This window comes from Streptococcus sp. 2018037 (assembly GCF_019754195.1).
In the GTDB taxonomy this organism is placed as follows: Bacteria; Bacillota; Bacilli; order Lactobacillales; family Streptococcaceae; genus Streptococcus; species Streptococcus hashimotonensis.
Map to the genome: position 1 here is coordinate 26,692 of NZ_JAIJZQ010000017.1, position 21,728 is coordinate 48,419.

A 21,728-nucleotide genomic window follows, 5' to 3' on the forward strand; every position below is an offset into this window, starting at 1 on the left:
AAATACAGACAAAAAGCCCTTGTAAATAGGGCTTTTAAAATATCGATACAAATCTTAGAGCATTTTGTTGTAGAATTCTACGACAAGAGCTTCGTTGATTTCTGGGTTGATTTCGTCGCGTTCTGGCAAGCGAGTCAATGAACCTTCAAGCTTTTCAGCATCGAATGATACGAAAGCTGGACGACCAAGAGTTGCTTCAACAGCTTCAAGGATAGCTGGAACTTTGATTGACTTCTCACGAACTGAGATAACTTGACCAACTTCAACGCGGTATGAAGGAATATCAACGCGTTTGCCGTCAACAAGGATATGACCGTGGTTTACGAATTGACGTGCTTGACGACGAGTAGTTGCCAAACCAAGACGGTAAACTACGTTGTCCAAACGACGCTCCAAAAGAAGCATGAAGTTGAAACCAAGAGTACCTTGTTTGATTTTAGTAGCTTGTACGAACAAGTTACGGAATTGTTTTTCACCCAAACCGTAAGAGAAACGCAATTTTTGTTTCTCAGCCAATTGCAAACCGTATTCTGACAATTTAGAACGGTTGTTTGGTCCGTGTTGACCTGGTACGTAGTTACGACGTGCCAATTCTTTACCTGTACCTGTCAATGACAAGCCAAGACGACGAGCTTGTTTCCAAGATGGTCCTGTATAACGTGACATATGTTATGTCCTCCTAAAATAAAAATTTCCGTCATTTCGTTTCTCTTTTATTACGTCGTTAAGTCGGCTTGGCATACCTCAGTATAGCCTGCCCCTCCTTGCCTAGTACTAAAAGGAAACAAAAAGACTTGTTTATAGGAAATAACGTTTTAAGCAAACCTGATTCGTGCAGGAGGCCTTCATCGAAACAGCAACGATTACTCTTCTTGCTGACCTTCTGTTGACGAGCTTCATTTTGCCCTGCTGTTATTTCGCACAAAGATTAGTATAGCACAAAAAAAAGGCTCTGTAAAGCCTTATATAGCGATTAATCCAAATAATGAATCAAAATCTTTTCTGTCAAAATGTCTGAGTAAGTATAAGATTCCACAAAGGTATTGTTTGGATCTTCAAATTCAACGATAAAGAGAGACTGATAAACCTCCACAATACGCCCCTGCTTATTCTTCTCACGCTTACGACCATTTTCAAGGGTCAATTCAACGATTTGTCCCTCATGGTCCTTAATATCTTGTTTGATTTGCTTCATTTTAGCAACATCTGTAAATGCATCACTCATTCTCTATCCATCCTCCCTCTTGGAAATACTTGCAAATTTATTGTATTCTTTTTGGAACATCAGTTCCACGGTACCACGCGCACCGGAACGGTTTTTCTCAATGATGACTTCAACCGTATTATTGGGAATACCACCGTCTTCCTGCTCACCGCGCTCATAATAATCATCACGATACAAGAAGGCAACAATATCGGCATCCTGCTCGATAGACCCAGATTCACGAATATCAGACAGAACAGGTCTCTTATCCTGACGTTGCTCAACTCCACGTGACAACTGACTAAGGGCGATAACGGGAACTTTCAATTCCTTGGCCAAAATCTTCAACTGACGGGAAATCTCAGAAACCTCTTGTTGCCGATTTTCCCGACCTGTTCCCGTAATCAATTGAAGATAGTCAATCAAGATCAAGCCCAGATTGCCCGTTTCCTGAGCCAACTTACGTGAACGCGAACGAATCTCTGTAATCTTGATACCTGGTGTATCATCAATATAGATACTAGCCCGAGCCAGGTTAGCTTGAGCCACCATGTACTTATTCCATTCTTCCTGCGTCAAATGCCCCGTACGAATAGCCCTCGAATTGATAACTCCCTCAGAAGCGAGCATACGGTCAACCAAGCTTTCTGCACCCATCTCCAAAGAAAAGATAGCAACTGTCAAACCCAGTTTTGTACCGATATTTTGTGCAATATTGAGCGCAAATGCCGTCTTACCAACCGCAGGACGAGCCGCAAGAATAATCAACTCTTCCTCATGCAGACCCGTTGTCATGGCATCAAGAGCAGGATAACCAGTTGCAATCCCTGTAATATCCGACGTCTGCTTAGCACGAGTTTCAAGGTTGTCAAAGTTGATATTCAAGACATCATCAATCCGCTTGAAACCACTTCGACTGGCTCCCTCACTGACATCAATCAAAGCTTTTTCAGCATTGGCAATAATGTCATCTGAACCATCCGCACCCTCATAAGCCTGATTAACTGCATCCGTCAAACGGGCAATCAGTTTACGGAGATTAGACTTTTCAGCAACAATCTTGGCATAGAATTCCGCATTGGCTGCCGTCGGCACGGAACTAATGATTTCAGCCAAATAGGCCAAGCCACCAATATTTTCCAAATCACCATGGTTCACTAAATAGTTACGCATGGTAGTCGCATCAATTGCCTCATTTCTATCAGAAAGAGCAATCATAGCTTTAAAAATTAGCTTATGAGCATGTTTGAAAAAATCTTCAGCTTCGATGTATTCACGAACGAAGACCAGCTTGCCTTCATCAAGGAAAATAGCTCCTAATACCGATTGTTCAGCTAGAATATCCTGCGGTTGCACCCGCAATTCATCCAACTCTGCCAAGATCTCACCTCCTCACTGGTTAGATAAATAATTAAGCTTCCTTAATACTCAAATTAATGATGCCTGTTACATCTTGATAGATTTTAACTGGTACATCAATGAGACCAATCGCACGAATTGGGTGATCCAGCTGAATATGGCGTTTATCAATCTTGATGCCAAATTGCTTGTCCAATTCTTCAGCAATTTTCTTGCTGGTAATAGAACCAAAGGTACGACCATCTGGACCAACTTTTTCGACAAATTTCACTAAAGTAGCTTCCTCAGCCAGCTTAGCCTTGATAGCCTCTGCTTCTGCAATCATCTCTGCATGAGCCTTTTCCTTAGATTTTTCCTGACCACGAAGGGCGCTGATCGCTTGGTTTGTTGCTTCCTTAGCCAAATTTTTCTTGATCAAGAAATTTTGGGCGTAACCTGTTGGAACTTCCTTAATCTCACCCTTTTTACCTTGACCTTTAACATCTGCTAAAAAGATTACTTTCATATCTGTTCTCCTAATTTCCATTTATTTCTTCTCGGATTTTATCCGTCAATTTTTCACATACTTCTGCGATTGTCTGGTCATATACCTGAGCGGCAGCTAGGTTAAAGTGGCCACCTCCACCCATTTCCTCCATAATGCGTTGAACATTGATTTTACTATGACTCCTTGCAGAAATAGATACATACCCTTTGGTATTTCTTGTTATAACAAATACCGCCTCAATTCCTGCCATGTCCAATATTGTATTGGCAGCCTTGCTCGGAATAATATTATCGTATTCTTTAGTATCATCTGCACACGCAATAACAATATTGGACTCAATTCTCTGCCCACTTAAAATCAGTTCATTGATTTGACGATATTCCTCAAAATCTGTCGCAGCAATCTGCTGAATTTCCAAGCTATCGCTACCACGAGTCCGCAAGTAACTAGCCACATCAAAAGTACGACTGGTCACACGAGAGGTGAAATTTTTTGTATCAAGCATAATCCCAGCCATCAATAAACTAGATTGAATGCGATTAAGCTTATGGTGTTTGTCATTCTGGAATTGAATTAATTCCGTTACTAACTCACTCGCAGAACTAGCACCACTCTCTATATAAGTCAAAACTGCGTTATTTGGGAAATCTGTATCGCGACGATGATGATCAACCACCACAACCTGGGTAAATTGTTCATAGAAATCCTTATCCAAAGTCAAGCCAATCTTTGAATGATCTACCATGATTAACAACGACTGGAAAGTGACCATCTTCATGGCTTCCTCAACCGTTAGCAAATTAGAACAATTTTCATCACTCAACTTCTTGATAGCACGTGCAATATCTGGTGCCATTTCATCTGGATTATACACCGTATAGGCATTGTTCATAATATTTTGAGCAAAGTACTGCATACCGACCGCGGATCCAAGCGCGTCCATATCTAAATTACGATGTCCCACCACAAAAACAGCATCAACCGATTTGAGTTTATCTGATACAGCAGTCATCATAGCACGAGTCCGCGTACGTGTTCGTTTAACGGAAGAAGCCGAGCCACCGCCAAAGAAAAGTGGCTGTTTACTCTCATCATTTTCCTTGACCACAACCTGGTCTCCACCACGAACCTCAGCCATATTGAGATTTTGGAGCGCAATCTGTCCGATTTGGTGATGATTTTCATTACCATACGCCAATCCCATACTCAAAGTCAAACCTAAATCTAACTTTTTAGCCTCCTCGCGGAACTTATCAATAACTGAAAACTTATTCTCTATCAATTTTTCCAACACAGCATAATCTGTAAAGAAATAGAATCGATCCATTGTGCCGCGTCGGTAGTAGATACCGTAATCGTGGCAAAATTCCGAAACAAATTGAGCCAAGAAGGAATTGACTTGGCTGATTTGAGAATCTGTTACAGCATCCTCAAGCTCATCATAGTTATCAACTGAAATAATCCCTATAACAGGACGGCTTCCGATCAAACTATTTGTCGCTGAATACTCTGTTGACGCATCAAAAAAGTAAAATAACCCTTGATCAAAATCAACGTTAACAGCGTATCTCTTGCCTGAAAAGTTCGCATAAATTCGCTCCTCATCCAGACCAACGTCAATAATTTCACGTAGTTTTTTTTGATCAAACTCACCATTTTCTTGAGCAAAAATCAGCTCAGCAAAGGGATTAAACCATTCTACCTGATTACTATCTGGTCGAACTTTGATAACTCCCACTGGCATTTTATCCAAGAGCATCATCAAACCAGAATTGGCCTGATTATTGAGATATTCAATCTGTTCTAGCTCACTAAATTCATAAGAATGTTTTTGATAAATAAACAGCGCAATCAACACCAATAGGCTGATGAGTAGCGCGAAAACTGTACTGGCACCAATTGGAAAAAGTCGGTGGACAAGAGCCACCAACCCAAATAAAATGACACCTATCATGACAAAGTGAATTGTCGAAAATCGAAATCTTTTCATCACTAACCTCTGCCTGCCATTCTACCATAAATTCAGTAAAAAAGCTACTTTTCACATGATTTTAAAGTAGTTGACATATAGCTGACATACAGCGAAAAGAACAGCCTTAGTGACTGTCCTTTGATTTGTTTTTAGCAATGGAACGACTGCGTCCTTCCAAGTAGACCATAAGAATGGAGATGTCTGCTGGATTGACACCGGAAATCCGACTAGCCTGGCCAATGGTTTCTGGTGAAATCAGCTTGAATTTCTGACGAGCCTCGGTCGCTATGGAGTCAATATCATCCCAGTCGATGTCGGCTGGAATACGCTTTTCTTCCATGCGTTTCATCTTCTCCACCTGATCCAAGGCCTTGGCAATATAACCCTCGTACTTGACCTCTGTTTCAATCAATTCAATGGTCTTGGCATCCAAATCCTCTGCCGCGGGACCGATAAAGGCCACCGCATCTGCGTAAGTCACATCTGGACGGCGCATGAATTCCTTGGCGGTCAAAGCGTCTGTCAAGGGCTTGAAGCCCATAGCAACAACTTTTTCGTTGGTTTCCTTGATTGGCTTGAGTTTGATAGATTCCAAGCGTTTCATTTCATTGTCAAATTGATTTTTGTGAATCTGGAAAACCTGCCAGCGTTCATCATCCACCAAGCCAACCTGACGACCGATTTCAGTCAGACGCATATCGGCATTGTCATGACGCAGAATCAAGCGGTATTCTGCCCGACTGGTCAAGAGGCGGTAAGGCTCCACCGTTCCCTTGGTCACTAGGTCATCAATCATAACACCAATGTAGCCGTCGCTTCGTTTCAAAATTAACTCAGGCTTACCCTGTACCTTAAGGGCTGCATTGATACCAGCGACAATTCCCTGACCTGCTGCTTCTTCATAACCTGATGTTCCGTTGGTCTGACCTGCTGTAAAGAGCCCAGAAATCTTCTTAGTTTCCAGCGTCGCCCGCAATTGATGAGGCATAACCATATCGTACTCAATGGCATAGCCCGTCCGCATCATCTGAGCATTTTCCAAGCCTTTAATGGAGTGGATCAAGTCCTGCTGCACATCTTCTGGCAGACTGGTTGACAGCCCTTGGACATAGATTTCATCTGTATTGCGACCTTCTGGCTCTAGGAAAAGCTGGTGGCGTTCCTTGTCGGCAAAGCGTACAATCTTGTCCTCAATAGACGGACAGTAACGGGGCCCAATCCCTTTGACAATGCCTGAGAACATAGGCGCCCGATGAAGATTGCTGTTGATAATCTCATGGCTGGTCGCGTTGGTGTAGGTCAGCCAGCAAGGGATCTGGTCCTGCAAATAATCCTCGTCCTTGGACAAGAATGAAAAGTGATTTGGCTTTTCATCGCCTGGTTGAATCTCGGTTTCGTCGTAATTAATGGTGCGAGCATTGACACGAGGTGGTGTCCCTGTCTTGAAACGACCGATTTCAAGTCCCAATTCTTTCAGATTATCCGCCAGCGTGATAGAAGCTAGGCTATTGTTAGGGCCTGACGAATACTTGAGATCTCCGATGATAATCTCGCCACGCAGGGCCGTTCCCGTCGTCACTACAACCGCCTTGGCTGAGAATTTCTGATTGGTGGCCGTGCGAACACCGATAACCTTACCATCCTCCGCCAAAATCTCATCAATCATGGTTTGACGCAGGGTCAGATTTTCCTGACGCTCCACCGTCCGCTTCATCTCCGCTGCGTACTCTGCCTTGTCCGCCTGAGCCCGCAAGGCACGTACAGCTGGCCCCTTGCCCATATTAAGCATTTTCATCTGAATATAGGTCTTGTCAATGTTGCGACCCATTTCGCCACCCAGGGCATCGATTTCCCTTACCACAATACCCTTGGCAGAGCCACCAATGGAGGGATTACATGGCATAAAAGCCACCATATCCAAGTTAATCGTCGCAAGCAGGGTCTTACAGCCCATTCGGCTGGCTGCCAAGCCTGCTTCTACACCCGCATGCCCCGCCCCGATCACGATGACATCGTAGTTTTCTGCAAATGTGTGTGTCATTTTTATTTCTCCTTTATGTTCATGATGTGTTTGACTTGCCCATTCAAATTTGGCAATTCTTGAGCCAGAAAGGCTGGTACGACATCTAGGTTGACAAGCTTGTCAAGTTCAATCCATTCACAAGCTTGTTTCAAGTTATCTTCAATCATCTCCTCAGGTATTTCTCCAATAGGCTCCACGATAAAATGAAACTCGATATTGTGAAAGTCTATGCCTTCCTGTGTAAACTTATTTTCGACAACAAAAGCCAGTTGGTTGACACGACTGTCAATCCCTAATTCTTCTTTGACTTCTCGAACAACCGTATCTGCTGCTACCTCATTGACCTCAACCGCACCGCCAATGGTATAATAACGGCCCTTATAATCTTTGGTCAGGAAAATTTTCCCATCCTTTATAATCAATGCAGTGGCACGGACACCGAAAATCTGGTTGTCAACTTTGGTTCTGAAATCCATTTATCCTTCTCTTTTCTAAAATTTCGTCCAGATATGGAACTAAGTTTTTCTTATTTTTACCGCTAGGGGCTAACCATAGAAAATCTGTATGTTCTTCTGGGTCAAGAAGAATGGTTTTTACCTGTTCTGTAAGTGTTCCTTCATAGACCAGCCTTGTAAACACCGTCTATTTTTCTTCATCAAACTGACTATCTTCATGGATAATGATCAGATTTTCCTTTTCTATCGAAATACCTGTTTCTTCAAAACACTCTCTCACTGCAGCATCACGGGGTAACTCATTCTCCTCGACACGACCGCCTAGAATGTCCCAATATCGGGGAAAAACATTGGGTTTGCCACGCTTAATCTGCGAACGTTGAATAATCAAGTGGCTGTCTGCAACAGTCAGCAAGACATGGGCAATCAATTTAACAGGCATGGTTTCCTCCGCTACTTTAGTTGTCTTTGTTCATAAAATGCTTTAGTTGTCCGTCCCATTTGGCTAGCTCGGTCTTAAGAAAGGCTGGATTGAGATCCAGTTTCTCTAAGTTCGCAAAAGTAACCCATTCACACTGGCGAACAGAATTCCCTTCTTCCAGATTGGGAGCTGGATTAGACAGCGGGGTAACTATATAGAGAAATTCAATCTGATGATAGGATTTCTCCTGTAAGGTGAACTGATTTTCAACGATAAATGCTAGTGGTCCAAGTTCCACCTCAATTCCGATTTCTTCTTGCATTTCCCGCAGGACAGCCTCTTCCGTCGTTTCACCAAGCTGAATAGCTCCACCTAAGGTGTAGTATTTCCCCTCAGGTGCCCTTATAAGAAATAGTTTTTCATCTTTTACTAACAATCCCGTCGCACGAACACCAAAGGACTGGTTGCCTACCACTGTCCGAAAGTCCATCTTCTCTCCTCAATAGCAAAAAATAGCCAAAACTCTCGAAAATTGCAGGACAAAAAAGCCTACAATTCCCATGAGCTTTGACCATCATGATAATTGTTACTCTTATTCTATCAAAAGATTTGTAGAATTTCAAATCTAGTGTTACGCTAACGTTTCAATATATTCTAAACCCCAAGCCTCAACAGCATCCAGCACCGAACGAAATTTTTCGCTCATCTCAGTCAAGCTATACTCTACACGAGGGGGGACTTCTGCATAGACCGTGCGACTAATAATGCGATCCTCCTCCAATTGTCTAAGGTGCCTTGTTAACATGGTTTGAGTAATACCTGGAATCAGTCGCTGTAATTCATTGAAGCGTTTCGTTCCTGTACTGAGTTGGTAGATAATCACCAATCCCCACTTACCAGTCAAGACTTTTTGTGTTGTTGCAAAAGGGCAAATACCATATTCACTAACTTTTTTCAAAAAAATTTTCCTTTATTTATCACAATAGTATCACTTTTGATACTAACGAATGCAAAAGTACCTACTTGCATAATGGAATGCTTCAGCTATAATTGTACTATACCAAAAAAATTGGAGGACATCAAATGTCAACAAACTTGGAAATTTTTAATGCCTATAACAATGCTCTCATCGCTGGTGATTTTGCAGCTCTTTTTGAAACAATGGCTAATGACATTATCTGGCATCAACCCGGAAATCATTCAACATCTGGTGCTAAAATTGGTAAGGAAGTACTCGGAGCACATCTAGCAACTTTCGCCGAAAAAACAAATGGAACTTTCAAAGTAGTGACAAACTGGGTATCCGATAATGATACTCTTGTTGCCGCTAACGTAACATTCCTCGGTACTCGAACAGATGGTGAAGAACTAAACATGAATGGCATCGATCTTTTCCGTATGGAAGATGGCAAAATCAAGGAAGTTTGGCTCTTCTCAGCCGACCAAAAAGCCGAAGATGCTTTCTGGGGATAAGATAAAAAGCTTAGCATGAGGGTGCTAAGCTTTTATTTTTGATTAAATATACTGACAAGCAACCCCATCTTTGTAGGCCATGTCGATCATGCCACCGCCCAGACACTCTTGACCGTCGTAGAAAACAACGGCTTGACCTGGTGTGATGGCTCGTTGTGGCTCTGCAAAAACAACCTCTGCCTTGTCACCTTTTACCTTGACAGTTACTTTACTATCTGGTTGACGATAGCGGAACTTAGTTGTGCATTCTAGCGTGAATTCTTCAGGCATATTACGTGTAAAATGTACTTGACTAGCCTGTAAAGAAGTTGACATCAAGGACTCATGATAGAAGCCTTGACCGACATAGAGGATATTTTTTGACAGGTCTTTCCCGACAACAAACCAAGGCTCATTGTCCCCACCGATTTGTCCTCCGATACCAAGCCCGCCCCGCTGGCCAATGGTATAGTACATAAGACCTGTATGTTCTCCCATGTCACGACCGTCCACCGTCATCATCCGGCCGGGCTGGGCTGGCAAATATTGTCCTAAAAATTCTTTGAAGTTCTTTTCACCGATAAAGCAGATGCCTGTCGAGTCTTTCTTTTTAGCGGTCGCCAAGCCTGCTCGCTCTGCTATTTCCCTTACCTGAGGCTTTTGTAAATGGCCGAGCGGAAACATGGTTTTCTGCAGCTGTTCCTGTGAGAGTTGGCTAAGGAAGTAGGTCTGATCCTTGCCATTGTCTGCCCCACGTAGCATATGAACGGTGCCGTCCTCGTCGCGTGACACCTGAGCATAGTGCCCCGTCGCCACATAGTCCGCCCCCAAATTCATAGCGTAATCCAAGAAGGCCTTGAACTTGATTTCCTTGTTACACATGACATCTGGATTGGGGGTGCGGCCAGCCCGATACTCTGCTAAAAAGTACTCAAATACGCGGTCCCAATACTCTTTTTCAAAGTTGACAGAGTAGTAAGGAATGCCGATTTGGTCTGCCACTGCAGCCACGTCCTTGTAGTCTTCTGTTGCTGTACAGAAGCCATTTTCGTCCGTGTCGTCCCAGTTTTTCATGAAGATGCCGATCACATCGTAGCCCTGCTCCTTGAGCAAGAGAGCCGTAACCGATGAATCCACACCGCCACTCATACCGACAACAACACGGGTTTTAGAATTGTCAATTGACATAATCTTCTCCCATCTTTTCGTAGAAATAACGATTTGAAGGTCGTATTCCAAAATTTGATTATCCAAAAACGATTGACGATTTTGAACAACTTGTATTATACCATACAAAAAGAGTAAGCGATAGAATTTTAACATAAGAAAACACATTCATCTAGGCATATTCTCTAACTGGAAAATTTGATATAATAGTACCAAGAAAAACGTGAGGATTACTATGACAAACTTAAAATTTCAATCGGTCTTTGATATTATTGGACCTGTTATGATTGGTCCATCTTCTAGTCACACAGCTGGTGCGGTCCGCATTGGAAAAATTGTGTCTTCCATCTTCGGCGATGAGCCAACAGAGGTGGAATTTCAACTCTACAATTCCTTTGCCAAGACCTATCGTGGTCACGGTACGGATGTAGCCTTGGTAGCAGGTATTCTGGGCATGGATACGGATGATCCCCGCATTCCTGACTCTCTTGATATTGCAAGAGAACGAGGCATTAAGGTTTACTGGCGTGTCAACAAGGACAGCAATACCCCACATCCCAATACCACCAGAATCATCATAAAAAACGATAAAAAATCCATCTCAGCCACAGGCGTTTCCATAGGTGGGGGAAACATTCAAGTAACAGAGCTCAACGGTTTTTCTGTCAATCTCAATATGAATACGCCAACTATTATTATTGTTCACCAAGATGTCCCTGGTATGATTGCGAAAGTGACCGATGTCCTTTCTAAGTATGACATCAATATCGCCCAAATGAACGTGACACGTGAAAAAGCTGGCGAAAAAGCCATTATGATTATCGAAGTGGATGCTCGCCAATGTGAAAATTCTATTGCAGAAATTGAAAAAATTCCACACCTGCACAATGTAACCTTCTTCAACTAGAAAGAGAAAGACATGTTTTATACTATCGAAGAATTAGTTCAGCAAGCAGACAACTTTTCTGGTAATGTAGCTGAACTCATGATTGCTACTGAAATTGAATTGACCGGTCGCAGCCGCGAAGAAATATTGACAATTATGTCAAGAAACTTGACAGTTATGAAAGACTCCATCGTAGATGGACTTACTGAAAGCAAATCCGTATCTGGTTTAACAGGGGGTGATGCTGCCAAGTTAGATGCCTATATGAAATCTGGTAAAACCTTGTCAGATTCCGCTGTCCTATCCGCCACAAGAAATGCCATGGCCGTTAATGAGTTGAATGCCAAAATGGGCTTAGTCTGTGCCACTCCGACAGCAGGATCTGCAGGCTGTCTACCAGCTGTGCTAGGAGTTGCTATTGAAAAGCTCAATTTGACAGAAGAACAGCAACTTGACTTCCTATTTACAGCTGGAGCCTTTGGACTAGTTATCGCCAACAACGCCTCCATCTCAGGTGCAGAAGGAGGGTGTCAGGCAGAAGTCGGATCTGCCTCTGCTATGTCTGCCGCAGCATTAACTCTTGCAGCAGGTGGAACTCCCTACCAAGCCAGCCAAGCCATCTGCTTTGTCATCAAAAATATGCTGGGTCTGATTTGCGATCCCGTCGCTGGTCTGGTAGAAGTCCCTTGTGTCAAACGTAATGCAATGGGAGCAAGCTACGCCTTGGTTGCTGCCGATATGGCACTAGCAGGTATCGAATCCAAAATCCCCGTTGACGAAGTTGTCAATGCCATGTACCAAGTTGGTTCAGCCCTCCCAACTGCCTTCCGTGAAACTGCTGAAGGTGGCCTTGCAGCTACACCGACGGGTCGTCGCCTTGCTCAAGAAATTTTTGGAGAAGATTGACAATAGTGTAAACCAAAAAGGACCTTAACGGTCCTTTTCTTATTATGACTTCGAGCTAGTTTTCTCATAGAGAAAAACAAGAAGACCATCACCTATGCTTGTGGCTGGCAAGGCTTTGAGCTTCCCTTTCTTTTCCTGTTATAATCTAATTTGTCAAGTTAAATAAAGGAGGAGTAAACTAGTCCAGTGGACTAGTTTAGCATGGCTAAAACCAGTTACAGTTTATCACATACCAAATGTATGTCACTCCTAAGTACCGCAGAAAATCCATTTACTAAAAAATTAGACGGGATTTAATTGATATTTTCCATCACCTATGTCCATACAGCGTGGAAATCAAAAGTTTTGGGCTAGAGGCTACTATTTAGTACCGTTGAACTGAACGAAAAAGCAGTTGCGAAATACATTCGTGAGACAGAAAAAGTCTAGCATCGTGCTAGACTTCTTCTAATTTATCTTAGTACCAACCATTTGCAAACCAGAAAGCCTTGGCTGCAGACCATGAACCATAGCGACTAGCAACATAAGCATCTGCTACACGCTCTTGGTTTTCTGGTGAGTAATCACCATTCAAGTAAGTATTTGTCAACTGGTAACGACCAATGTAGATACCGTTACGGGCATCATAGCTACCGCTTGATTCCTTCATTGCAATCCATTCTTTTGCTGCTGCATCTTCAGCACTCAAGTTTGAAGAATAGGTGCTAGTTGTTGCTGTTGCAGTAGAAGTTGATGTTGATTGAGTTTGTTCAACTGAACTCGCTACTGCCTTCACTGTCACATCACCCAATTCGATAACTTGACCGACATGGATAAAATCTAAGTTGGTAATCTTATTCTGCTCTGCTAATTTTTCAACAGTAGTATTGTGTGTTTCAGCAATTTCAGACAGGGTATCACCAGACTTTACAGTATAGGTTTCTGCACTGACTACACCCGCAGTCAAAAGGGAGATTCCCGCTACCAAACCAGCAATAGTTGTTTTTAAGTTTTTCTTTAATGTAATGTTCATAATAGTCACATTCCTTTCTGTCATGTGTCTATCATACCCTCTAACTATTACTTAGACTTTGTGAAATTGTTACAAACATTACAGACAAATTGAGATTAGACAATAAAAACGCTATTTCTAGCGTTTTTTACTCATTTTTTCAATATAAATAAGAGTCCAGCTAAAGCTAACATAACTAAAATTGCTAACGTATCTGCTAACTTCCATTCCAAAATCCGGTACTTGGTTCTCCCATCTCCGCCTTGATACCCACGCGCCTCCATCGCCGTTGCAAGAGCATCTGCCCTCTTAAAACTTGATGCGAATAAGGGAATCAAAATAGGAATAACTGACCTTACCTTCTGAATAAGATTTCCCTCATTAAAGTCCACTCCACGAGCTCTCTGAGCATTCATAATCCGAGTGGTATCATCCATCAAGGTCGGTACAAAACGCAAACTCATGGACAACATCAAACCAATTTCATGCACAGGAACTTTAAATTTCTTCAAAGGTGCAAGCCCTAACTCGATACCATCAGCCAAACTGAGCGGTGTTGTCGTCAAGGTCAATAGGGTTGAGAAGAAAATAATCAAAACAAAGCGAACAAAAATAATCGCCGCCTGTTGCAAACCCTCAACTGATAATTTAAAAATCCAAAATTCCCATAAAAGTGTCGCTCCAGGTGTAAAGAAAACCTGAAAGAAAGTTGTAAATAGAATAATTCCTATCATCGGTTTCAAACCATTAATAAAAAATGATAAGCGAATACGAGATAAAACAACCATTCCTAAAACAAATGCTATCAACAAGGCATTGGTGACCAAATTATTGGCCCAAAAAATCATCAATAGAAATCCAAACATTGCTAAAAGCTTACTTCTTGGATCCAAGCGATGAATAATTGAATCCCCAGGAATATAGCGACCTAAAATTAATTTATCCATGTGTCACCATCCCCGTAAATTCTTCAATTGTAATAGGAAGACGTTCAAATACAAAGCCTCTTCTCTCCAAATTAGCTGCAAACTTAGTAATCTTAGGCACTCCCAACTGAATACTCTCTAAAAAATCTACCTCTTGAAAAATATCGACTGGTTTACCAGAACGGACCAGCTTTCCCTTTTCCATAATGTAAACAAAATCAGCATAGTTAGCCACATCGTCCATCAAATGAGTTACCAAAACGATTGTCATGCCTGATTCATGAAGCTTTTCGAAAATATCCATCAATTCCTGACGCCCCGCAGGGTCCAATCCAGCCGTTGGTTCATCCAAAACTAAGATACTTGGTTCCATTGCCAGAATCCCAGCAATAGCTACCCGACGCATTTGACCACCAGATAGTTCAAAAGGACTACGCTCAAACAAGCTTTCATCAATTCCAACCAAGGCCAATTTTTCACGCGCAATCGTTTCAGCCTCTTCCTGAGAAACTCCGAAATTTTGTGGACCAAAAGCAACATCTTTCAAAACTGTCTCATCAAACACTTGACTTTCAGGAAATTGGAAAACGAGCCCCACTTTCTTCCTTACTTGCTTAATATCCTTATTTTCAGATGTTGCTGTAATCACAACATCATCAATGACTACTCTTCCTTCTGTTGGTACATTTAATCCATTCAAGAGTTGTAAAATCGTTGATTTGCCCGAACCCGTATGCCCAATAAGGGCCGTGTAAGAGCCATCAACAATCTCCAAATCCACACCAAAAAGCGCACGCCCCTCAAAAGGAGTGCCAGCTTGATAGGTATAGCTTACTTCTTGGAGATCAATTCCCATAAAGTTTCCTCTAATTCTTCCTCTGTAAAATAGCGGAGCGGTAAATCAAGTCCAGTCTGACGCAAAGATGAAGCCAGTTCTGTCGTAAATGGTCTATCCAAGTCTAAATCTACCAAATCTTCTCGCATAAATAGTTCATTTGGAGTGCTAATTGATTCAACCTGTCCATTTTTCATCACGATAACTCGGTCACTCAATGCAACCTCATCCAAATCATGTGTTATAGAGATAACCGTCATACCATGACGCTCCTTAATTTCACGGACAATTTTAATCAAGTCGAGACGACCTTCTGGATCCAACATAGACGTAGCCTCATCCAAAATAATAATTTTTGGACGTAAGGCAACCACTCCAGCAATCGCCACCCTCTGCTTCTGACCACCAGATAAACGAGCAGGCTCACGTGTTTTGAAATCAGTCATTCCAACCAATTCCAAAGCTTCGTCAACTCGACTACGCATCTCCTCCAAAGGGATTCCCTGGTTCTCTAAACCAAATGCAACATCATCTTCAACTGTGGCACCCACAAATTGGTTATCTGGATTTTGAAAAACCATACCAATCAAGCGTCGCTTATCCCATACATTATCAATGGTTAAGGCATCACCGTCAATATAAATATCACCTGATTCAGCTTCCAACAAACCATCAATCAAACGAACTGTTGTTGATTTACCCGAACCATTATGTCCAATAATAGACAACCATTCTCCCTGTTTCACGTGAAACGAGACATCATTTAGGGTATAGCGCTCATCCTCTTGGTTGTATTTATATTTAAGATTTTTTACTTCGATAATATTTGTCATCATTTAAAAGTATCTTTGAATAAGTAAGAGGCACCCCTGAAATAATCATAGCCTGAATATAGGGTGAAGAAAAGTGCAATATAGAGTGTTATTTGCCCCACGACGTTCCAGTGTAAGAGCAGGAAAATAACTGCAAACATCTGTGAAAATGTTTTGATTTTTCCTGGCATAGCCGCAGCTAGAACTGTTCCTCCATTTTCCACCAAGAGTAGACGAAGACCTGTCACTGCCAATTCACGACAAATAATAATTGCAACTACCCAAGCTGGAGTAAAGCCAAGCTCTACAAGCATGATAAACGCTGTCATCACCAAAATCTTATCTGCCATCGGATCCGCAAATTTTCCAAAGTTTGTTACAACCTGCCATTTACGAGCCAAATAGCCGTCTAGATAATCCGTAATACTAGCTAATGCAAAAATAAGTGCTGCCAACACATGACTAATTGTTGAATCCCAAACGGTCAGTAACAAGATAAAAATTGGGATTACCAAAATCCTACCTATCGTCAATGCATTGGGAATATTTTCTTTTTTCATTCTAATACCTTTATTGCCCTTATTCAAAATTTAAAGTGACCGACCCTGTATCGGCTGTCAGAGCTGATATATCTAACTTTTGGCCACCTACACTTACCTCTACTCCTTTGACAACACCAAGAACAAGTGTAGTAGAAGTCACTCCTTCTTCAATAGTAGTAGTTACTGTTGGATTATCAGGTGTTAGTGTAACGCCCCCCTCTAACAAGGTGTCAGAAAGGCTGATCCAACTCGTTGTATTTTTTGCTGTTACAGTTACTTCTACTGGATAAGTCACTGTTTTAAGGGTCGCAACAATGTTAGAACCTGATCCTGAAATAGTCACATTTTCTGTAGCGGAACTACTTGAACTCGTTGAATTTGACTGCGCCTGCTCAGTAGAACTCGTCTCTGTACCACTACTTGCTTCAGATACAGATTGCTCAACTATACTATATGACGTTGTAGTAGGCGTAATAGATGCTCTATTTTGGAGCCTGCTATGAACAATATAAGTCACAAAAATAATAATCAAACCCGTCGCAAGTAATAAGTAAATCAACGGAAGATAAGAGTTCTTTTTACGTTTACGAACCTTATAGCTTCTTTTCAATTCTGAAGATCGGAGTTCTTCTTCTCCATCTTCATAATATTTCACTAAACTATTGGTCTCGTAAGCATCCAGTAGGACATCTGCATCTAATTCCAAAGCCTCAGCATATGCTTTTAAAATAGAATGAACGTCATCTGAGTTTGCAATAAAATCAAAATCATTGTACTCAAGTGCCTGCAAATATTTAGCTTGGATTTTTGTTATCCGTTGCAAATCAACGAATGTCCAACCCCGTCCTTCTCTAGCTGTTCTAAGTACTTCCCCTATACTCTTTTGTCTCATAATACCCTCTCTCTATCGCTCATCATGTACAGTATACTATTCTAACAAAATTCCAAGGAAATTTCGACGGGTTGCGCCCACTTATTTTGGAAAAATCGTGAAATCTGTCATATCACAGTGTTCAATAAAGCGACGACCTGCCTCTCTGATGTCATCTAACTGAAGACTTTGTATCATTTGAGGTATATCAAAAACATTTTCACATTCTGAATACTGAGAAACAAAGTGACTAGCTGTAAACTCAAGAGAATTTAAGCTACGAATAAAATCTCCATACATCTCGTTTTTCAACAATTGTAAATGATCCTCTGTCACATCTGCATCATCCTCAAATTTCCTAAGTGCTTTCATCAGCATACTAGAAAGCGTAATGGGTTCTTGAGTATCTCCCGAGATAATCAAATAGTGGTACTCAGGTGTAACCTCTAATTGGAACTGGAAAGAAGAATCAATTTTTCCCTGCTCGTATAACTGTTGATATCGTTTTGAAGTCCAACCAAACAACATGGCAAATAAAAATTGTAAACTGAGCCGATATTTCTGAATAGTCTCCTTATCAACCTCGTCATTTCCCCGTAAACCAACAGCCAATTTTGGGGTAGATACTTCAAATTGTTCTGAGAGATGCTCCTGTATCGGCAACTTTTGGACACCTGCCAATTCAAACGACTGAGCTGGATTATCCATCTGAGCTACTTGATAACTTGAAATTTGTTTCCAAACTGCCTCTAAATCAAAATTACCAATAACGAATAAATTCATGTTACTTGGATGATAAAACACATCAAAATTCTCATGTAAATCATCCGCAGTAATTGCAGCAATTGATTCAACTGTCCCTGCTATATCATAGGCCAAAGGACTTTTTGGATAAAGCGATGATAAAATTCCCGTAAACAAGCGATAATCTGCATCATCTTGATACATCTCAATTTCTTGTTCAATAATCCCCTGTTCTCTTTCTACATTGTCTTCTGTAAAATACGGTTCTCGAACAAAAGATTGTAAAAGTGATAGAGACTCCAATACTTTCTGAGTCGTTGAAAATAAGTAACTAGTCTGTCTAAAACTGGTATAAGCATTTGCGCTTGCTCCCAATTTAGCAAACTCATTCATAATATCCTCTTCATTCTCAGTTTCAAACAGCTTATGTTCTAAAAAGTGTGCAATCCCTGCAGGATAAACAACACTATTACCATTAGCCAGTGTAAATCGAGTATGAATACCCCCAAAATTGGTCGTTAGAATTCCATATGTCTCATGAAAATCTACTTTAGGAAGTAAAACAACTGTCAACCCATTGTCAACTTTCCCATAAAAGACAGATTCTTTCATGTAAGGATACTTCTTCTCAACTAACTTCATTCTTCTGTCCCCTCCATAAAGTAAACAGCCTGTAAATTAATCATCTGTCCTACTCGAATGACATCGTCTATTGATACCGATTTGATAGCCTCAATCCAATCTAGCCAACTTAAATTTCTATTTCCTAAGGTAACTTGATTATATACTTGTTCTATCAAATTATTCTGCCTATCCTGAGCCAGGGTTGCCGAATGAATCAACATATTTTTTGTCAACTCTAATTCTTCTTCTGTAAATTTACCACATTTTAAATCAAGTAGTTGTTTACTAATTAACTTCATTACCCTGAGTCTATTTTCGCGGCTAATTCCAGCATAGACCTTCAGCATTCCTGAAAAAATAGAGACCTGACTTCCAATTGTATAGGCCAAACTTTCTTTCTCACGAACATTCATAAATAACTTCGAATGGGAGAAAGCACCTAGTAGACCATTAAATACCATCAAAGCCGGATAGTTTACATCGTTGTAAACCACCTGTAAATGATATGCCAATTCCAAAATGGACTGCCTTGCCTGTTTACGCTCGATTTTTTCTTGCGTGATGTTTGAGTATTCTTGATGATATTCTAACTCTAATTTTGGATTTCTATAAGTAAAACCAAAATCTTCAAGTTTTCTTTTTACTTGTTCTCTGTCAACCTTCCCTAAGACAAATATATCAATTTTATCCATACGCAACATATTCCGATAAATCTGAAAGGTTGATTCTGCTGTTTCTTTTTCAACCAAATCAAGCCTACCGACGCGTGGAATTTGAAGAGAGGGATCTTTATAAAAAAGCTTACTCATTTCAACATCTGCATGATAAAAATTATCTTCTATCTCTGACTGAAGAAAATTAATTAAATTCGTTTTTTCAACCTCGAAAATCTGGCTATCAAATCCTCGCCCCTTTTTCAGTGGTCTAAATATACACGTGTATAAAAAATCAAGAATCTCTACTGTAATATCCTCATTTTCTGGCAAGTGACGAGGACTGACATATGAAATTGTCACATCTACACAGTGCACCCTACCACGTTTTGAAACTGAGGTCGAGAACTGAGCACCATACAATTCTGCCAATCTTCTCCGAACAGCCTGAGCAGTCTGAAATTCTTGGTTACCCATTTCAAAAATATTTGCAACTAACACACGACCAGCAACTGTAGCCTCACTCATTTCAGCTGCAAAGCGAATACGTATACGATTTGTCGTAAACTGATCTGTATCAATAAAATGAAGATCTACTCCCTCTTGTAATTTCATCTTCTTCCTCTTTCAAACATTGTACCTTCCATTATACCATTTTGTGATATAATATTCTGTAACGAGGTGACTTATGGAATTTAAATTATTTGATGACTACATCACATTACAAGCATTGTTAAAAACGACTGGTATTCTCCATTCAGGAGGTGCCATTAAAGGTTTCTTAGAAGAAAATACCATTCTTTTCAATGGAGAGGATGAAAAAAGACGCGGTAAAAAAATCCGTGTCGGAGATGTTATCACACTCCCAGACCACAACACCAGCATCACAATCGTCGCTCCTAGTGCAGAGGAAATCAAACAGCACCAAGAGGATCAAGCTGAAAAAGAACGTGTGGCTGCAATCGTTAAAAAGTTAAATCAAGAAAATAAAAAGAATAAGAAACAGGTAAAAACTCCTAAAAAAGCAACTAAAAAGACTGAAAGAAAACCTGTTCGTTTCCCTGGTATGTAGACATGTGGCTAGAACGATTAGAGTTACAACATTTTCGCAATTACAACCAATTAGATATTGAGTTCCACAAAGGGCTCAATGTCTTTTTAGGCGAAAACGCCCAAGGAAAAACCAATATTCTAGAATCTATCTATGTTTTAGCCTTAACACGAAGTCATCGAACACGGACAGATAAGGACCTATTACAGTTTCAAGAAAAGGAATTATCTGTTTCTGGTTTACTCCATCGCACAAGCGGTAAAGTTCCACTTGATATTCACTTGACAGACAAGGGGCGAGTGACCAAGGTCAACCATCTCAAACAAGCCAAGCTTTCTAATTACATTGGACATATGAACGTCGTCCTATTTGCTCCAGAAGATTTACAGCTGATAAAAGGTGCGCCTGCTTTGAGAAGAAAGTTCATCGATGTCGAGCTAGGGCAAATCAAACCACTCTATCTCTCTGACCTATCGAATTATAACCACGTTTTAAAACAAAGAAATACTTACCTCAAATCTACAGATAAGATTGATGAGAACTTCCTATCCGTGTTAGATCAACAACTTGCTGAATATGGTAGTCGTGTTATCCAACATCGTATTAACTTTCTTAAGAAATTAGAGGAATTCGGAAATAGAAAAGTTCAAGAAATATCTGGCAATCGGGAAGAATTGACAATCGAATACCAAACCTCAATCGAATTGACAGATGATGTCAATTTAATTGACAAATTCTTGACAGAACTAGAAAAGTCTCGTAAACGTGATTTATTTAAGAAAAATACAGGAGTTGGACCACATCGAGATGATGTAGCTTTCTTTATAAATGGAATGAATGCCCATTATGGTAGCCAAGGTCAGCACCGCAGTCTCGTTCTGTCACTCAAACTGGCTGAAATTGAGCTGATGAAGGAGGTCACACGAGAATACCCAATTCTACTCTTAGATGATGTTATGAGTGAGCTGGATAATAATCGTCAAATCAAACTACTAGAAACTATTACAGATACGATTCAAACATTTATTACAACGACATCTTTGGACCATTTACACAAGCTACCTAATAGTTTAAAAATCTTCCATATTGAGTCTGGTAAGGTTACTGAGTCAGAATAAGATTGTTTACACTGTTGTCAATAAAATTTACAAAAAAGTAAAGACCCTGTCAAGAGCAATGTCATTAAGTTAACTAACCTATCACATTTTGTGGTGGGTTAGTTTTTATGTTACACTAAAAATAAAAGGGGAAAAGTCATGCTAGATCAGATTAAAGCTCATTTACTTGATAGTATTAACGACATCGTTTCCACCGCAAACCAGTTTGTGCTTCATCCTGAAAAAGATT

The 21,728-nt window shown here is 40.8% G+C and carries 23 protein-coding genes and 1 pseudogene; 5 read left to right on the forward strand and 19 right to left on the reverse strand.

All coding sequences use genetic code 11. The annotated features are described in order from the left end of the window. Window positions 1-54: 54 nt before the first annotated feature. The 10 genes and pseudogenes from rpsD to K5Q29_RS07225 form a co-directional block, all read right to left on the reverse strand. Window positions 55-666 carry a 30S ribosomal protein S4 gene (gene rpsD, locus K5Q29_RS07180; RefSeq protein WP_002938227.1) on the reverse strand — a complete coding sequence of 204 codons (612 nt, stop codon included), beginning with the start codon at window positions 664-666 and terminating at the stop codon, window positions 55-57. Window positions 667-973: 307 nt separating this feature from the next. Further along, window positions 974-1,225, reverse strand: coding sequence for a Veg family protein (locus tag K5Q29_RS07185; protein WP_002938218.1), 252 nt, complete (start codon window positions 1,223-1,225; stop codon window positions 974-976). A 3-nt stretch (window positions 1,226-1,228) separates the two neighbouring features. Further along, complete coding sequence (gene dnaB, locus K5Q29_RS07190; protein WP_002938217.1) at window positions 1,229-2,584, reverse strand: replicative DNA helicase; 1,356 nt, start codon at window positions 2,582-2,584, stop codon at window positions 1,229-1,231. Between the two features lie 31 nt (window positions 2,585-2,615). Beyond that, on the reverse strand, window positions 2,616-3,068 hold the full coding sequence (rplI, locus tag K5Q29_RS07195; protein ID WP_012775408.1) for a 50S ribosomal protein L9: 453 nt from the start codon (window positions 3,066-3,068) through the stop codon (window positions 2,616-2,618). A 10-nt stretch (window positions 3,069-3,078) separates the two neighbouring features. Continuing rightward, window positions 3,079-5,040 carry a DHH family phosphoesterase gene (locus tag K5Q29_RS07200; RefSeq protein ID WP_105138915.1) on the reverse strand — a complete coding sequence of 654 codons (1,962 nt, stop codon included), beginning with the start codon at window positions 5,038-5,040 and terminating at the stop codon, window positions 3,079-3,081. Window positions 5,041-5,146: 106 nt separating this feature from the next. After that, the gene (mnmG, locus tag K5Q29_RS07205; RefSeq protein ID WP_105138914.1) at window positions 5,147-7,063 is read right to left on the reverse strand and encodes a tRNA uridine-5-carboxymethylaminomethyl(34) synthesis enzyme MnmG; all 1,917 of its coding nucleotides are present in this window, start codon (window positions 7,061-7,063) and stop codon (window positions 5,147-5,149) included. 2 nt (window positions 7,064-7,065) lie between these two features. After that, the gene (locus tag K5Q29_RS07210) at window positions 7,066-7,521 is read right to left on the reverse strand and encodes an NUDIX hydrolase (RefSeq protein ID WP_105138913.1); all 456 of its coding nucleotides are present in this window, start codon (window positions 7,519-7,521) and stop codon (window positions 7,066-7,068) included. Further along, window positions 7,499-7,942, reverse strand: a pseudogene (locus tag K5Q29_RS07215) (NUDIX hydrolase). Before K5Q29_RS07215 ends, K5Q29_RS07210 begins: the two are co-directional and overlap by 23 nt. 16 nt (window positions 7,943-7,958) lie before the next feature. Then, a complete protein-coding gene (locus tag K5Q29_RS07220) occupies window positions 7,959-8,411 on the reverse strand; it encodes an NUDIX hydrolase (RefSeq protein ID WP_105138912.1) in 453 nt (150 codons plus the stop codon). A 141-nt stretch (window positions 8,412-8,552) separates the two neighbouring features. Further along, window positions 8,553-8,879, reverse strand: a complete 327-nt coding sequence (locus tag K5Q29_RS07225) for a helix-turn-helix domain-containing protein (RefSeq protein ID WP_105138911.1) — start codon at window positions 8,877-8,879, stop codon at window positions 8,553-8,555. 125 nt (window positions 8,880-9,004) lie between these two features. Between K5Q29_RS07225 and K5Q29_RS07230 the strand changes: the two genes are divergently transcribed. Further along, window positions 9,005-9,394, forward strand: a complete 390-nt coding sequence (locus tag K5Q29_RS07230; protein WP_024389859.1) for a nuclear transport factor 2 family protein — start codon at window positions 9,005-9,007, stop codon at window positions 9,392-9,394. Between the two features lie 42 nt (window positions 9,395-9,436). Here the strand turns inward: K5Q29_RS07230 and mnmA are convergent, their stop codons facing one another. Then, on the reverse strand, window positions 9,437-10,561 hold the full coding sequence (gene mnmA / locus K5Q29_RS07235; RefSeq protein ID WP_105138910.1) for a tRNA 2-thiouridine(34) synthase MnmA: 1,125 nt from the start codon (window positions 10,559-10,561) through the stop codon (window positions 9,437-9,439). Between the two features lie 214 nt (window positions 10,562-10,775). Between mnmA and sdaAB the strand changes: the two genes are divergently transcribed. Further along, window positions 10,776-11,447, forward strand: coding sequence for an L-serine ammonia-lyase, iron-sulfur-dependent subunit beta (sdaAB, locus tag K5Q29_RS07240; RefSeq protein ID WP_002938202.1), 672 nt, complete (start codon window positions 10,776-10,778; stop codon window positions 11,445-11,447). Window positions 11,448-11,459: 12 nt separating this feature from the next. Next, the gene (gene sdaAA / locus K5Q29_RS07245; RefSeq protein WP_105138909.1) at window positions 11,460-12,332 is read left to right on the forward strand and encodes an L-serine ammonia-lyase, iron-sulfur-dependent, subunit alpha; all 873 of its coding nucleotides are present in this window, start codon (window positions 11,460-11,462) and stop codon (window positions 12,330-12,332) included. 457 nt (window positions 12,333-12,789) lie between these two features. Here the strand turns inward: sdaAA and K5Q29_RS07250 are convergent, their stop codons facing one another. The 8 genes from K5Q29_RS07250 to yfmF form a co-directional block, all read right to left on the reverse strand. Next, entirely contained in the window at window positions 12,790-13,344 is a 555-nt protein-coding gene (locus K5Q29_RS07250; RefSeq protein ID WP_105138908.1) for a LysM domain-containing protein, read from the reverse strand. 131 nt (window positions 13,345-13,475) lie between these two features. Further along, window positions 13,476-14,270, reverse strand: coding sequence for an energy-coupling factor transporter transmembrane protein EcfT (locus tag K5Q29_RS07255; protein WP_105138907.1), 795 nt, complete (start codon window positions 14,268-14,270; stop codon window positions 13,476-13,478). Next, window positions 14,263-15,105 carry an energy-coupling factor ABC transporter ATP-binding protein gene (locus tag K5Q29_RS07260; protein ID WP_105138906.1) on the reverse strand — a complete coding sequence of 281 codons (843 nt, stop codon included), beginning with the start codon at window positions 15,103-15,105 and terminating at the stop codon, window positions 14,263-14,265. The genes K5Q29_RS07255 and K5Q29_RS07260 overlap by 8 nt, the downstream gene beginning before the upstream one ends. Further along, the gene (locus tag K5Q29_RS07265) at window positions 15,081-15,917 is read right to left on the reverse strand and encodes an energy-coupling factor ABC transporter ATP-binding protein (protein ID WP_044683102.1); all 837 of its coding nucleotides are present in this window, start codon (window positions 15,915-15,917) and stop codon (window positions 15,081-15,083) included. The genes K5Q29_RS07260 and K5Q29_RS07265 overlap by 25 nt, the downstream gene beginning before the upstream one ends. Continuing rightward, window positions 15,917-16,456 carry a CDP-diacylglycerol--glycerol-3-phosphate 3-phosphatidyltransferase gene (pgsA, locus tag K5Q29_RS07270; RefSeq protein WP_105138905.1) on the reverse strand — a complete coding sequence of 180 codons (540 nt, stop codon included), beginning with the start codon at window positions 16,454-16,456 and terminating at the stop codon, window positions 15,917-15,919. The genes K5Q29_RS07265 and pgsA overlap by 1 nt, the downstream gene beginning before the upstream one ends. Window positions 16,457-16,475: 19 nt before the next feature. Next, the gene (gene rodZ / locus K5Q29_RS07275; RefSeq protein WP_105121897.1) at window positions 16,476-17,330 is read right to left on the reverse strand and encodes a cytoskeleton protein RodZ; all 855 of its coding nucleotides are present in this window, start codon (window positions 17,328-17,330) and stop codon (window positions 16,476-16,478) included. Window positions 17,331-17,411: 81 nt separating this feature from the next. Then, on the reverse strand, window positions 17,412-18,695 hold the full coding sequence (gene yfmH / locus K5Q29_RS07280) for an EF-P 5-aminopentanol modification-associated protein YfmH (RefSeq protein WP_105138904.1): 1,284 nt from the start codon (window positions 18,693-18,695) through the stop codon (window positions 17,412-17,414). Next, entirely contained in the window at window positions 18,692-19,945 is a 1,254-nt protein-coding gene (gene yfmF, locus K5Q29_RS07285) for an EF-P 5-aminopentanol modification-associated protein YfmF (protein WP_014638852.1), read from the reverse strand. The genes yfmH and yfmF overlap by 4 nt, the downstream gene beginning before the upstream one ends. 73 nt (window positions 19,946-20,018) lie before the next feature. On the opposite strand from yfmF, the gene yaaA reads away from it, so the two are divergent. Together yaaA and recF are read left to right on the forward strand one after the other, a co-directional pair. Then, the gene (gene yaaA / locus K5Q29_RS07290) at window positions 20,019-20,402 is read left to right on the forward strand and encodes a S4 domain-containing protein YaaA (protein ID WP_014638861.1); all 384 of its coding nucleotides are present in this window, start codon (window positions 20,019-20,021) and stop codon (window positions 20,400-20,402) included. 2 nt (window positions 20,403-20,404) lie between these two features. Continuing rightward, entirely contained in the window at window positions 20,405-21,499 is a 1,095-nt protein-coding gene (gene recF, locus K5Q29_RS07295; protein WP_105138903.1) for a DNA replication/repair protein RecF, read from the forward strand. Window positions 21,500-21,728: the final 229 nt, after the last annotated feature.

Coding starts and splice junctions, on each gene's coding strand:
- yfmH (WP_105138904.1), bottom strand. CDS start 18,695: ATGAAGTTAGTTGAGAAGAAGTATCCTTACATGAAAGAATCTGTCTTT.
- rpsD (WP_002938227.1), bottom strand. CDS start 666: ATGTCACGTTATACAGGACCATCTTGGAAACAAGCTCGTCGTCTTGGC.
- rplI (WP_012775408.1), bottom strand. CDS start 3,068: ATGAAAGTAATCTTTTTAGCAGATGTTAAAGGTCAAGGTAAAAAGGGT.
- rodZ (WP_105121897.1), bottom strand. CDS start 17,330: ATGAGACAAAAGAGTATAGGGGAAGTACTTAGAACAGCTAGAGAAGGA.
- K5Q29_RS07255 (WP_105138907.1), bottom strand. CDS start 14,270: ATGGATAAATTAATTTTAGGTCGCTATATTCCTGGGGATTCAATTATT.
- K5Q29_RS07260 (WP_105138906.1), bottom strand. CDS start 15,105: ATGGGAATTGATCTCCAAGAAGTAAGCTATACCTATCAAGCTGGCACT.
- yaaA (WP_014638861.1), top strand. CDS start 20,019: ATGGAATTTAAATTATTTGATGACTACATCACATTACAAGCATTGTTA.
- K5Q29_RS07210 (WP_105138913.1), bottom strand. CDS start 7,521: ATGGATTTCAGAACCAAAGTTGACAACCAGATTTTCGGTGTCCGTGCC.
- sdaAB (WP_002938202.1), top strand. CDS start 10,776: ATGACAAACTTAAAATTTCAATCGGTCTTTGATATTATTGGACCTGTT.
- K5Q29_RS07265 (WP_044683102.1), bottom strand. CDS start 15,917: ATGACAAATATTATCGAAGTAAAAAATCTTAAATATAAATACAACCAA.
- K5Q29_RS07250 (WP_105138908.1), bottom strand. CDS start 13,344: ATGAACATTACATTAAAGAAAAACTTAAAAACAACTATTGCTGGTTTG.
- recF (WP_105138903.1), top strand. CDS start 20,405: ATGTGGCTAGAACGATTAGAGTTACAACATTTTCGCAATTACAACCAA.
- K5Q29_RS07200 (WP_105138915.1), bottom strand. CDS start 5,040: ATGAAAAGATTTCGATTTTCGACAATTCACTTTGTCATGATAGGTGTC.
- K5Q29_RS07220 (WP_105138912.1), bottom strand. CDS start 8,411: ATGGACTTTCGGACAGTGGTAGGCAACCAGTCCTTTGGTGTTCGTGCG.
- K5Q29_RS07185 (WP_002938218.1), bottom strand. CDS start 1,225: ATGAGTGATGCATTTACAGATGTTGCTAAAATGAAGCAAATCAAACAA.
- K5Q29_RS07230 (WP_024389859.1), top strand. CDS start 9,005: ATGTCAACAAACTTGGAAATTTTTAATGCCTATAACAATGCTCTCATC.
- sdaAA (WP_105138909.1), top strand. CDS start 11,460: ATGTTTTATACTATCGAAGAATTAGTTCAGCAAGCAGACAACTTTTCT.
- mnmA (WP_105138910.1), bottom strand. CDS start 10,561: ATGTCAATTGACAATTCTAAAACCCGTGTTGTTGTCGGTATGAGTGGC.
- pgsA (WP_105138905.1), bottom strand. CDS start 16,456: ATGAAAAAAGAAAATATTCCCAATGCATTGACGATAGGTAGGATTTTG.
- mnmG (WP_105138914.1), bottom strand. CDS start 7,063: ATGACACACACATTTGCAGAAAACTACGATGTCATCGTGATCGGGGCG.
- yfmF (WP_014638852.1), bottom strand. CDS start 19,945: ATGAAATTACAAGAGGGAGTAGATCTTCATTTTATTGATACAGATCAG.